Raw genomic sequence first — 395 nt, 5'->3', positions numbered from 1 at the left:
GACTGTAGCGCTTCATTTCTTACTTCCAAAGGTGTTTTACAATGATATCTATCTTGTGGTCGTTTTGTTGAATAAAATCGTATGTAATCATTTATTGCATGCCTTAAAGAAGCTTCCTCTGTGATCTCATACATTTGATACATTTCAGCTTTTATAATGCCCCAAAACCCCTCTGTAGGTCCGTTATCAATACAATGTCCAACTCTTGACATAGATTGTTCCATTTCCTGTTCTATAAGTTTTCTTTTAAACACTTTACTGGTATATTGAAACCCTCTGTCTGAGTGAAAAAGTGGCTTAGCATCTGGATTGGCTTCGATTGCTTTTTCAAATGTTTTAAATACCAGATGATTATCATTTCTGCAACTTATGACATGTGAAACTGGATATCTGTC

General features: G+C 34.9%; 1 protein-coding gene. It reads right to left on the bottom strand.

What is annotated here, in order from left to right; all coding sequences use genetic code 11:
• Positions 1 to 395 (bottom strand): DDE-type integrase/transposase/recombinase (locus V8Q34_RS27395; RefSeq protein ID WP_335836694.1); only part of this gene is annotated, 395 nt, incomplete at both ends.

Source organism: Blautia sp. JLR.GB0024 (genome assembly GCF_037000545.1).
Lineage (GTDB): Bacteria > Bacillota > Clostridia > Lachnospirales > Lachnospiraceae > Blautia > Blautia celeris.
Note: the sequence above shows the minus strand (reverse complement) of the source record. Positions and strands in the feature narration are given on the sequence as shown.